At 40.8% G+C, this 11831-nt stretch carries 15 protein-coding genes and 1 tRNA gene; 5 read left to right on the top strand and 11 right to left on the bottom strand.

The window, feature by feature from the left end; all coding sequences use genetic code 11:
• Window positions 1–58: 58 nt before the first annotated feature.
• Window positions 59–2254: a bifunctional diguanylate cyclase/phosphodiesterase gene (locus BM378_RS17390; protein WP_036971336.1), complete on the bottom strand. Its 2196-nt coding sequence runs from the start codon at window positions 2252–2254 to the stop codon at window positions 59–61.
• A gap of 254 nt (window positions 2255–2508) precedes the next feature.
• On the opposite strand from BM378_RS17390, the gene BM378_RS17385 reads away from it, so the two are divergent.
• Window positions 2509–3015: an SRPBCC family protein gene (locus BM378_RS17385; protein ID WP_065978186.1), complete on the top strand. Its 507-nt coding sequence runs from the start codon at window positions 2509–2511 to the stop codon at window positions 3013–3015.
• Window positions 2984–3871 carry a TIGR03899 family protein gene (locus tag BM378_RS17380; protein WP_065978187.1) on the top strand — a complete coding sequence of 296 codons (888 nt, stop codon included), beginning with the start codon at window positions 2984–2986 and terminating at the stop codon, window positions 3869–3871. The genes BM378_RS17385 and BM378_RS17380 overlap by 32 nt, the downstream gene beginning before the upstream one ends.
• Before the next feature lie 17 nt (window positions 3872–3888).
• Here the strand turns inward: BM378_RS17380 and BM378_RS17375 are convergent, their stop codons facing one another.
• The 9 genes from BM378_RS17375 to BM378_RS17335 all read right to left on the bottom strand — a co-directional run bounded on the left by BM378_RS17375 (window position 3889) and on the right by BM378_RS17335 (window position 10112).
• Window positions 3889–4662 (bottom strand): TIGR04219 family outer membrane beta-barrel protein, encoded by a 774-nt coding sequence (locus BM378_RS17375; protein WP_036971345.1) that lies wholly within the window; start codon window positions 4660–4662, stop codon window positions 3889–3891.
• 4 nt (window positions 4663–4666) lie between these two features.
• On the bottom strand, window positions 4667–5653 hold the full coding sequence (locus tag BM378_RS17370) for a DUF2333 family protein (protein WP_036971349.1): 987 nt from the start codon (window positions 5651–5653) through the stop codon (window positions 4667–4669).
• Between the two features lie 8 nt (window positions 5654–5661).
• On the bottom strand, window positions 5662–6168 hold the full coding sequence (locus BM378_RS17365; protein WP_074989673.1) for a copper chaperone PCu(A)C: 507 nt from the start codon (window positions 6166–6168) through the stop codon (window positions 5662–5664).
• An 80-nt stretch (window positions 6169–6248) separates the two neighbouring features.
• A complete protein-coding gene (locus BM378_RS17360; protein ID WP_036971355.1) occupies window positions 6249–6575 on the bottom strand; it encodes a hypothetical protein in 327 nt (108 codons plus the stop codon).
• Window positions 6576–6584: 9 nt separating this feature from the next.
• Complete coding sequence (locus BM378_RS17355) at window positions 6585–6791, bottom strand: PspC domain-containing protein (RefSeq protein WP_036971358.1); 207 nt, start codon at window positions 6789–6791, stop codon at window positions 6585–6587.
• A 10-nt stretch (window positions 6792–6801) separates the two neighbouring features.
• Window positions 6802–7476 carry a PspA/IM30 family protein gene (locus tag BM378_RS17350; protein ID WP_036971361.1) on the bottom strand — a complete coding sequence of 225 codons (675 nt, stop codon included), beginning with the start codon at window positions 7474–7476 and terminating at the stop codon, window positions 6802–6804.
• Window positions 7477–7715: 239 nt separating this feature from the next.
• Complete coding sequence (gene dusA / locus BM378_RS17345; protein ID WP_074989672.1) at window positions 7716–8693, bottom strand: tRNA dihydrouridine(20/20a) synthase DusA; 978 nt, start codon at window positions 8691–8693, stop codon at window positions 7716–7718.
• A 223-nt stretch (window positions 8694–8916) separates the two neighbouring features.
• Window positions 8917–9396, bottom strand: a complete 480-nt coding sequence (locus tag BM378_RS17340) for a hypothetical protein (protein ID WP_036971392.1) — start codon at window positions 9394–9396, stop codon at window positions 8917–8919.
• 95 nt (window positions 9397–9491) lie between these two features.
• The gene (locus BM378_RS17335) at window positions 9492–10112 is read right to left on the bottom strand and encodes a MarC family protein (protein ID WP_036971394.1); all 621 of its coding nucleotides are present in this window, start codon (window positions 10110–10112) and stop codon (window positions 9492–9494) included.
• A 95-nt stretch (window positions 10113–10207) separates the two neighbouring features.
• Here BM378_RS17335 and BM378_RS17330 point away from each other — a divergent pair, with 95 nt between their 5' ends.
• The 3 genes from BM378_RS17330 (at window position 10208) to BM378_RS17320 (ending at window position 11609) form a co-directional block, all read left to right on the top strand.
• A complete protein-coding gene (locus tag BM378_RS17330; protein ID WP_036971396.1) occupies window positions 10208–10642 on the top strand; it encodes a transcriptional repressor in 435 nt (144 codons plus the stop codon).
• Between the two features lie 77 nt (window positions 10643–10719).
• Window positions 10720–11187, top strand: coding sequence for a chemotaxis protein CheX (locus BM378_RS17325; protein WP_036971397.1), 468 nt, complete (start codon window positions 10720–10722; stop codon window positions 11185–11187).
• Complete coding sequence (locus BM378_RS17320; protein WP_036971402.1) at window positions 11184–11609, top strand: secondary thiamine-phosphate synthase enzyme YjbQ; 426 nt, start codon at window positions 11184–11186, stop codon at window positions 11607–11609. Before BM378_RS17325 ends, BM378_RS17320 begins: the two co-directional genes overlap by 4 nt.
• Before the next feature lie 77 nt (window positions 11610–11686).
• On the opposite strand, the gene BM378_RS17315 is transcribed toward BM378_RS17320, so the two are convergent.
• Window positions 11687–11762 (bottom strand) — tRNA-Gly (locus tag BM378_RS17315).
• Between the last annotated feature and the right edge of the window lie 69 nt (window positions 11763–11831).

Here is an 11831-nt window from a genome sequence, read left to right as displayed (position 1 = left end):
ACAAAACGCCCTTCAAATGGAAGGGCGCTTTTAAATCGTTGAGTTTTATCAAAGCCAATTAGTGCTTAGCTTGTAAATACGTAATTAACTCTTTCTCTGGCATAGGTTTAGCGTACATAAAGCCTTGCACTTCATCGCAACCAAGTTCACTTAAATAGTCTGCTTGGGCTTGTGTTTCAACTCCTTCAGCAATCGTTTTCAACCCTAATCTTGCGCCTAAAGAAATAATTAACGCCGCAATGGCTTCACAATCTTCACCGGGAAGGTCTTTGATAAATGCCCTGTCTATTTTTAGTCGATCGAGTGGTAAGCGTTGTAAATAACTTAACGATGAAAAGCCTGTACCAAAGTCATCGATAGCAATTTCGATCCCAAAGTCTTTAAGCTCCTGCAACATCGTAATAACATTACTAAGTTCGTCCATTACAACGCTCTCGGTTACTTCAAGCTCAATAAACTTTGGTTCAACTTGGTAATTAATTAAGGTGTCTTTTACGCGCTGCGCATAACCTTTCACTTTAAATTGCGGCACCGAGACATTGACTGCAATGCTAATTGCAAAACCGAGTTGCTCCAAACGCTTTTGCTGCATGCATGCTTGCTCTAATACCCACTGACCTATTTCGACAATTAAACCCGCATCTTCAGCCATCGGCACAAATATGGCGGGTGAAATGTACTGGCCATTACCTGAGGGCCATCGCAATAAAGCTTCACATCCTATGATGTCTAATGTTTTCAAATCGAGTTGTGGCTGAAACCACACTTCGAGTTTACGCTGTTCAAAATCTTGGCGAAGCTGTCTGATAATGCCTAACCGCCATGCCATTTGCTCTTCCATGTCAGGCGTATAAGTAATAACAGCTTCCATCGACTGTTTTTTTGCTTGATTTAATGCAATATAACCGAGCTTTAGGGTTTCGATACCTGATGGCTTGAAATCCCCTTGGCAGCACATACCAATTTTAAAATTGATCGGCAAAATGTGCTCACCCGCATTGAATGGCAAGCTTAAATGCTCACATAACATCTCAATGTCACATTGCTCTTTTGGCAGTAATAAGCCAAATACATCGGCACCAATTCGCGATATCAACTCAGCTTGAGGATACTCTTGACGTAACCTGTCAACGATAGCAACGAGTATTAAATTGCCAATTTCTTGGCCTAACCCATTGTTAATATCTGAAAACTGCGCAACGTCGATCAGTAAAAAAACATAATCATTTTTACCAGGATGATAAAAACGCTCAACCTTGTTCATAAAATCATTGCGATTAGAAAGGCCGGTTAACGTATCTTTATAAGCCGCATCACGTAAACGGTTAAACAAACGCACATTATCAAGTCCCACACTCACATTGGTGAGAAATATTTCTGCAAATTGTAACTGCGACTCACTCGGGATATGTGCGGTCTCTAAGTATATAGCGGCTTGGCGATTTTTACTTTTTAGTAGGTAAGTGCTATCAATTTCAGTGTGTTGATGTGTGCCCTGCTCTAAACAGTTTTTCACCTGTAAAATGATACGCCCATTGTCTAACTGCTCAACACCTTGGCCAATAAACTCGTTGTATTCGACACAACCACCAAGCACACAGACTTGGTTATCATCGTCTAATGATCCGCATAGCAACCCTTGTGGCTCACACTCTAAAATAAATGAAAGCTGCTTTATTACCGCCATGGTAAACGCTTTGATATCTGTGAAACCTAAAATAGCTTTTGAGGCATAGAGGATGTTATTGAGTGCTCGACTTTGAAACTCCAGCTGACAAACCTGCTCATAAGAACGAATCGCCGTCACGAGCGCAGTAATAAGCTTACTGCGTGTAAGCTCTGTTTTTGTTTTATAGTCGTTGATGTCGTATTCACGAATTACTTTTTCTTCTGGTGCGTAGCCTGGTTGACCCGTGCGCAAAATAATGCGCACATTATGATTATTGAGGGACTCTCTAACTTGCTTCACAACTTGCAAGCCCGCATCATCAGATTCCATAACTACATCCAGTAATACAACGGAAATTGAATGATTATTTTTAAGCACAGAAAGTGCTTCTGCCCCAGAATACGCATGATGAAAACGCAGACCTTTATCCCAAAACTCAACGCCTGAGAGCGCCAATTTTGTTACTGAATGTATTTCTGGATCATCGTCAACAATTAAGACATCCCAAAACTCTGAGACTGTTTCGCTCAATAGCGGCTCATCATCTTGGTCACTAAACAAAAAGTCGTTAGATTCTGATGCCATTAATAATTCCTTAGACAAATCAGCGTAAAACAGTAACGATGGCTCAATTCCGGTTTACAGTGTTGCTTAAAATTCTATCACTTATTCGGCTATGATACATTAGTGATAACTTATACTGTGTAGATTATAGTCTATGATACGTATAATGTTATGAAAGCTATCAAATTATTGCCTGAGGTGGGATCATTAAATTATTCATTTTATGCCTAAAAACGCTGTTTATCAGTGCGCTAATCGCCTTGGTAATTGGCCTAATGCTGTCACAAAAATACACCGTTAATAAGTCGGTTAACGTCACAGCAGCGCCGGATGAAATAGCCAGCTTAGTGAGCGATTTCACACAATGGCCACGTTGGCAACCATGGCAAGCAGTTGATCCCAGTATTAAGTTTACTGTCGCTGAGCCAAGTAAAGGCGTTGGAGCTCATCAATTTTGGCAAAGTAAGTTTGGCTCAGGTGAAATGACAATCACCCAGTTAAGTCCAGATAAAATGACTTTCAATATTTTGTTTAATCAGGAACATATTGCCCAAGGTTCGATAAGCTATGTTGGTAAAGGCAGTGAAGTTGAGATTATCTGCACCCTACATGGTGAAGTAAATACCCCTATTATTGGCGGCTACCTCGCTTTGCTAAGCCAATATATTCTTAACAACACGGTTAAACTGGCGCTCAATAATATTAAGACCACTGCGCAGTTAGCTACTAACAACAAGGCCATTGCTCCCGATGACAGTCAAAGCGGCTCAGGCAAGAGTTAATCTTGCTAATATCATTGAAAACCAGCTTGGTTATCCCATTCATAAGTCATCGACTGTCAAAATCAACAGTCCCAGCGATGACAGCTACTCTTCACAAGGGCAGCAGCAGTTAGCGTATAAAATAAATGCAGAAGCCAGCTTACTGCAACGAGCGCAAACACGCCAAGAAATTCAATTTATTAAGCGCCAAGAGAATATTGAAACCATCATGGCAATGGCGATGGCATTTTGCCCAGATGTTACAGGCCAACAACAGCCTGATTCAGACTGGATAGAACGATTTATTAGTTTATGTGAAGACACCGCAAACATCTCGATGCAAAAACTATGGGCTAAAATACTGGCTGGTGAAACCGTCTCACCAGGCACATTTTCAATCAAGAGTTTGCAAACGCTTAAGTACATGACACAACGTGAAGCAGATGCACTGCAACGCAGCACGTCGCTATGTGGCTACAACGAAAAAGACAACAGTCACCTAATTTTGTTAGGCTTTTATAAAAAGCCATCCTTGTTTGATTTACTCAGAAAAGGTAACAAAGTCTCCCTTAATTTGGGTAAAACCCCTGTTAGTTTTCCTGACATTTTAACGTTGATGGATATCAACTTATTGTATCGTAAAGAAATAGAGTCAGCAGTATTGAAAGCTGGCCAAGAACTCTCACTAAGCTTTATGAATCAACGACTCATTTTAAAAGCTAAAAGTAATGACCTTGTATTGAGCTATTATAAGTTTACACAAACGGGGGATGAATTAAGAAAACTGATCGTCTCACCTATCAATAAGGCTTATAAGCAAATACTAACAACTTCATTAGACGATGAGTTTGAAATAAGCTGGCAAGCTACAAAATAACCTGCCAGCATACTCAATTAAAAGTGAATTTGGATACCCGCAAATGGGCCTGACGCATCTAAATCCGTATAGATATCATCAATATCATCCAATTCTAATGTCATTGAACGGTAGCCCGCTTTAACATCTAAATCGATAGCAAGATTATCAAGCAACGCATACGCAATACCGGCTTGGTAGTCTTGTACTTTGCTGTCATCAATCGCTAATAAGCTGCCTTCAAAGAAAACACTTAAACCTGTAAACGGTAAACCCACTTCTGCGCGGCCGTATACAAGAGGAACAAAACCAGAGAAATCAACACGTTCTGTTGTGTTTGGGCCACCGTCTTGCGAGGTGCCTGTCACAACAATATCACCGTCAAATTGCTTGGCGTTCACACCTAAATCAATCGACACTAAATCATTATCGAAAATTTCGTAGTAAAGAATGTAATCAACGTGAGAAAGGTCACTGACAGTGCCTACTTGCGTACCAACAACATAATCTGAACCACCAAAACTGAATGAACGGTCATCATCCAATATTGTTGAGCCATTCAGCTCAAGCTCTGTGTATTTTAATTTGATGTTAGGCACTAAAGGCACTGGGTGTTCTAGTGCTGCATAGTAGCTTGTGAAAGTCTCATCTTCAAAATTAAAACTTTGTAAATTACCGTCTTGAGCAAAGCTACCGCTATTATCTGATTGCCAGCCATCTACCCCAAGGTATAAACCTAATAGAGTGTCAGCTTGAGCTGTAGGAGCTAAACAGGCCATCGAAAGCGCGGCCGCTAAACAGTACTTTTTCATCATTTTATCCTTGCGCTAAAAGTTCGCTAAGTTCAATTAGAGCCGCATTGGCTCGAGAAATATAATTTGCCATTACCAGTGAATGATTGGCAACAAAACCAAAACCACTGCCATTTAAAATCATTGGGCTCCACACCGTTTCTTGTGTGGCTTCTAATTCACGAATAATTTGTTGTAGACTAACACGGGCATTTTTCTTTTCTAAGACATCTGCGAAATCGTATTCAACAGCCTGTAAAAAGTGTAACAGCGCCCACGTGGCTCCCCGTGATTCGTAAAATACATCATCAATTTCCCACCACGACGTTTTCACTTGGTTTTGCAATGGTGCATAAGTTGCTTGGTGGGCAGCCGTATCACCGGCCAAGTCAGTGTTTAGGCGTTCTTGACCAACACTTGCACTTAAACGCTGACTTAAACTGCCTAGGCGCTTTTCGGCTTCTTTTAGCCAACCACGTAAATTATCAGCGCGTGCATAAAATTGGCTGTCTCTGTCATTTTGGTCGGCAATTTGGCTGCGATAAACAACAAGTAAATCAATGCCTTTTTGATATTCAGCTTCAGCGCTTGGCCACGCCCATGCTTCGGAGCTGATGTTAAACTGCGGCTGCGCTTTTTTAAGTGCTTCATGCTCTGTTGATTGAGACTGAGAACGACTAAAGTCCTTACGCATTGATAATACAAGGTCACGCGTCATTTCAAGCACCCCATATTCCCATGCAGGCATATTATCCATCATGACACTCGGTGGCATAATATCGTTAGACAAGTAACCACCGGGCTTATTCAATAATGTACTAGCTACATTAATTAACGTTGTCGTAGTGGTGTACCCCGTGACAAACTTTTCGCCACGCATTTGTGCTTCTTGCTTTGCCTTACCTACAACATCCATACGGTCAGGTTCACTACTCCAGTAAACCGAAACCGCGTAAAAAATAATTAAGATAATAAGTAATGCACTGGCTATTTTTCCTTTATGCTCAGACATGGTACCTCCTAGTGATGTGAGTGCTCTTTACTTTTTTGTGATGTCTCTTTAGACATATCATGTAAAGAGACAACTTTGGCTTGAGTAAATACTCGGTTGCCATCTTTAAAATATAGCGTGAGTTTTCGTTCTTGCCCTGCTTTTAACTCATCTTCAGGGTCAAACACCATCAAATGATAACCACCGGGTTTGAATTCAATGCTGCTGTGAGCACCTATCTCTAACGAAATAACCTGTTCCATTTTCATCATGCCATCAACATGGGTATGTTGATGAATTTCAACGCGCCCTAAACCATCCAATGTTGCCTTTGTTAATGTTGTAGCCTGCTGACTCGGATTGGTAATCGTAAAATAAGCGACACTGGCCTTACTGGCAGGTAAAAATTCGCGAACTTGGGCATTGCTCACGGTTACTTCTGCAACATCGTTATGGTCATGACCGCTGTGGGCAGATGAAAAAGTACTATAAAATAAACTTGTGATAATAAAAGGGAATGCGGGCAACAGTTTCATTATGCTTTAATCCTTGTTAAGACATCAACTTACCCGCTAAATTTAGCATACTTTATTTATTAAGGCAGTTTATTCGTACCTTAAGCTGGTGATTTCTTGTTATCAGCAATCAGCCAACACAAAGCTGCAATTAATAATAAGGGCCATGCAATCACCACAGAACCAAATAAAAACGCAAGCACTACCCCGACTAAAGCAACCACACCTGCACCAATTAAGCCTATGGTAAATAAAGCAACCCCAGCAACTAGAGCAATAACAGCGACAAGTGCACCAACCACCTCAAGCCCAGCCCAGCTCATATCGGCTATTGATAAAGGCAGCTGCCATGAATCAAAGGATACAAATGCAAATGTATCTGTGCACAGTAGTAAAATTGCTAAGACAATAATAGCTAACGTTTTCATGACCAGCTCCTAATAACCTTTTACTGGCAAGCTACAATGTGCAACAAGGTAACCCACCCCAACAATGAAAGGCATATGTAAAAACAGTATGATCATGAGCAAACGCGTTGACCATACAGGAAAGCCCAATCGAGCAGCTAAACCGCTGCACACTCCAGAGATTTTCTTATTAGTTAAATCTCTAAACCAACGTGATGATGTATGATAAGTATTCATCATTTTCCTCCTAAGCCGACTGTTTCATTGTGGCTTTTAAATCGGCCAGCTCTTTGTCTATAGCATCATTTTTTTCTAACGCAGCAATTTGCGCCGCTGTCGAATTTGCAGCATCACTGTGTGTAAGCTCATAGGCTTCAACTTGCGACTCGATGTTTTCAACGCGCTGCTCTAAATAATCAAATCGCGCTAACGCATCCGCAACTTTGTTACTATGAAGCTGCTCTTTGACTTTTAAGCGTGCCGTAACCACGCGCTCTTTTTGCATGTAAGTCAGTTGCTTTGCTTTGGCATCTGCAAGCTTATTTTGCAAACGCTGACAGTCGTCTGTTAACTTCGCTAATGAGTCAGCCACTTTATCCATTTCACGTTGCTGCGCTTCAATCTCTGCGTTTAAACGCTGTTTCTCAATTAATGCTGCTTTAGCAAGATCATCTCTGTCTTTACTAAGTGCTTTTTCAGCTTTCGCTTGCCAATCAGCTTGCTTTGCTTGTTTTGCTGCAATTTCACGCTTTATTTGCTTTTCTTGAGTTAAGAATGTTGCAGCGGTTGCACGACACTCATTAAGTGCATCCTGCATTTCTTGCACGAGTAAATTAAGCAGCTTTTCAGGATCTTCTGCTTTATCGAGTGCAGCAGATAAATTAGCCTGAATAATGTCGTTTACGCGATTTAATACACCCATGTGATTCTCCTGTTGATAATTGGGTTAATACACCGAGGAGATTCCAATTCTTATGCCAACTACAAAAAATTTTAAAATAACCATTAAAATACATAAGGTTAATTAGTTTTCACGTAACTAAACACTGACTTTAAGCTGAATGGAAAATAACTAATTTGACTAAAAAACTAACTTTTAAACCAAATTTTAGGATCAAAAAAAGCCACAAAAGAGTGGCTTTTTTTGTTCCAATTTGAACATTAAATTTCTGGCACAAAGCTCAATGCTTTATCCATAACACTTAAATCGGCCGTTTTGCCATGACCATTTTCTGAAAGGTGGCGTCTAAAGCCTCGCGCGCCCGGCTGGCCTTGGAAAATACCCAACATATGGCGAGCAATATGCCAAAAATTCGCGCCTTGGCTCATCTCATCTTCAATGTAATCATACATAGCTCGCACAACCTGATGACGATTAAGAGTAAACGGGGTATCACCGTAAATTTTTTCGTCAACTTCACTTAAAATGAATGGATTACTGTATGCCTCACGACCAATCATAATGCCATCTACATAATCAAGGTGCGTAATTGTATCAGCAATCGTTTTCACGCCACCATTTAGACTCAAGTGCAGTTGCGGATAGTCTTTTTTGAGTTGATAAACTCGCGGATAATCAAGCGGCGGAATTTCACGGTTTTCTTTCGGGCTTAACCCATTTAGCCATGCCTTACGGGCATGAATAATAAAGTCATCACAGCCTACATCGTGGCTTGTTTCAATCAGAGCACATAAAAACTCATACGAATCTTGCTCGTCAATTCCGATCCGTGTTTTAACGGTCACTGGAATCGATACTTCAGCCTTCATCGCCGCGACACACTCAGCAACAAGCTTTGGCTCAGCCATTAAACACGCACCAAAACGACCGTTTTGCACGCGATCAGATGGGCATCCTACATTAAGGTTAACCTCGTCATAACCACGCTCTGCCGCTAACTTAGCACATTTAGCAAGTGCGTCAGGGTCAGACCCACCCAGCTGCAACGCAACAGGACCTTCATGTTGATTAAAGTGTAAGTAATCACCCTTACCAAATAAAATAGCACCTGTTGTCACCATTTCGGTGTAAAGCACAGCATGTTTTGTCATTTTACGATGGAATGTTCGACAATGACGATCAGTCCAATCGAGCATGGGTGCCACCGACAAACGGCGATTTAATGTCGTCGTGCTCATAGTATGGCCCCTTTAAATATCAATGCGTTCACTTGCAACTTGATTACCTAATACATTAACGCTTATTAAAGCAGTAACGGCTAAGATAATTAGCCATCACAATAAAAATAAAGTTTGCGTGATTATACCACTTAACGAAGCTGACGGCATGACTTAATCGTAGATCAGATAATGAAGAAGTGTGTAACTAACACACTTCAACTGGGAGGAAATAAAGTAATGACTAAATCTCTACTTTATTTAAGAGATTTTCTAAATTTTGGCCGGTAAGTTCAAATAGTGTAATTTCGAGTTCTTTATAATCTTCATTTTTTAGATTAACGAGCTTAGCACCCACTGCAATGCGTGCCACTTTCTCAACAGGATCGATTTCTACAATTTCAATTGATGCGTGCGTGTCATGATCTTTTGATTGCACATAATATTCACTGAAGAATGTACCATCAGCGCGCACATTCGGGTTACTGTCAGACACCGACTGCAACAGAGTGCCTTTTTTAAGATCGCTCTTGCGAAGTGAAAAGCTATATTCAGCTACATTGGCATGACCGACGATCAAGGTTACTGCACTTTCATCATTGATTTTAAAGTCATGATCTGTCACTTCGATCACTTTTAATTTGCCACTATCATAGGTCGGCTCCATGCAAGCAGCTAAACTAAAAAGCAGAAAAACAGATAAAACAACATGTTTGAGTCGCATTCTTTGTTCCTTAAATTATATTGCCTCCTTTTAAGTTAGATAATAGAAGGCAATAATTCAAAGTTTAAATGACTGAAAATGCGCTTTAATTTTTACTATACCGCAACCGTTAAGCCAAAATAATGAGCAATGCCACCCAGAATATTTGTTACCGCAACCGAAGATAAAATTAATCCCATCACACGGCTTATGATGCTTGCACCACTATCACCGATGAGTTTATGTACATGCGTTGCAAGTAACAGTAATACCAGCACTATAATCAACACCGATAACATCACTGATGACGTGATCAACTGCTCCAGCCATGTGTATTCATTGTTTCGGGTCATTAGTACTGCAGCAAGCATTGCTCCGGGGCTTGCTATTGACGGAATAGCGAGTGGAAAAATAGCCGTTTCGGTACTATTGCGGACACTTTTTATTTCACTTTCAGGCTTACTTTCACCAAAAATCATCGACAAGGCAAATATCAGTAACACAATTCCGCCGGCAATTTGAAAAGCAGACAAAGGAATCTTAATTGCGTTTAAAAGTAGTTCACCCGCGAGTACAAAAAACAATAAAACCAGTGCCGACACTCCCACCGCTTTTAATGCTACTTTTCGTTTAAACTTAGCGTCTTCGCCTCGTGTAACCGCGATAAAGACAGGCACAGTACCAATTGGATCAATGACAGCAAAAAAGAAAATGAACGCAGCAAGCAATTCACTCATACCGAAAACTCCCAAGAAAACCTGCTAGCGAATAAAAACGCTGCAACTACAATACAGTATGATAGTATATCACGGTAGCGTAAGGATAAGAGAAGATGAATACAGAATCACTCGTCAGTAAAGCAAAACAAGTATGTGATAATCGTGGTGCACGTTTTACACCTATCCGTGAAAAAGTATTCCGCCTGCTAGCGAGCGCGCAAGGTGGTGTTGGTGCTTATGACTTATTAGAACAACTCAAATTAACTGAGTCAGGAGCAAAACCAGCAACAATTTATCGCGCCTTAGACTTTTTGTCGGAACTGGGCTTTATTCACAAAATAGAAAGCACAAACTCATTTATGTTGTGCCATCATTTTGATCACATTCATCCAGTACAATTATTAATTTGTGATAGCTGCGGTTATGTAAAAGAGCTGCATTCTACTGTTATTTCGCACGAGCTTAATAACTTAGCAGCTGAAAGCGGCTTTATTGTCTCAGGACAAACAATCGAAGCACACGGAAAATGTGAAAATTGCAAAGATTAAGTGCACTGTTTTATACAGCCACTACAATTAAAGTTAGAACAGCAGCCTCGCTGCAATAACCTAAGGGAAAATAAACAATGAATGTGGAGTTCATCAACCCTTTTTTATCGTCTTTACTCAATGTATTGAGCACCATGGCTCAAACAGAATTAAAACCCGGTAAACCTAGCCTCAAAAAAGATGAGATTGCGCGCGGTGATGTCTCTGGTTTAATCGGTATGGTTGGCCCACAAACTAAAGGTTCACTTTCAATCACCTTTGATGAAAGTTTGGCCTTAACTATTATGGAAAGAATGCTGGGAGAGCGACCAGATTCAGTTAACGAAGAAGTGACTGATATGGTAGGCGAAATAACCAACATGGTCACCGGGGGCGCTAAAAACCTTCTGGGCGAAAAGGGCTATGAATTTGATATGGCAACACCGATTGTTGTATCAGGTAAAGGACACACCATTACACATAAGTGTGAAGGCGCTAAAGTACTCATTCCGTTCACCTCAGCGGACGGGAATGCCAATATAGAAGTTAGTTTTGATAAGCTATGAGTTGGCAACAAAAAACCATTCAGCTAAAGCCTCGCACACGAGGCTTTCACATCATTGATGACGAGTTACTTCGTCAACTACCTGAAATCAGCCAGTACAAAGTCGGTTTATTGCATTTGTTTATTCAGCACACTTCTGCCAGTTTAACTATTAACGAGAATGCAGATCCGACAGTGCGTATGGACATGGAAAGCCACTTCAACCACTTTGTCCCAGAAAGGCAGAGTTATTATCGCCACGATTATGAAGGTGACGATGACATGCCTGCACACATAAAAAGCAGTACATTAGGCTGCGAACTGACAATTCCAATCCATCAAGGACGCCTTCAACTCGGTACTTGGCAAGGTATTTATTTAGGTGAGCATCGCGACCAGGGCGGTTCAAGACGCATTGTTGCCACAATCCAAGGTCAACTATAAAAAAAATAAATAAACAGGCGTGACGTAGCTGAAATGTTTTTTAACTGGGAATTATTTATAAAGAATAGTTTAGAATTTGGAGCGGCACACGAGGCTCGAACTCGTGACCTCAACCTTGGCAAGGTTGCGCTCTACCAACTGAGCTAGTGCCGCATTCAAATAGTCAGTGATTTGTCCGTTGATGCACAACCAAAGGTTGCGGTAAAACGTTCTGGCAACTGA

The organism is Pseudoalteromonas lipolytica (genome assembly GCF_900116435.1).
Lineage (GTDB): Bacteria > Pseudomonadota > Gammaproteobacteria > Enterobacterales > Alteromonadaceae > Pseudoalteromonas > Pseudoalteromonas lipolytica.
The sequence above is the reverse complement of the archived record's forward strand: the minus strand, read 5'-3'. Positions and strand labels throughout refer to the sequence as shown.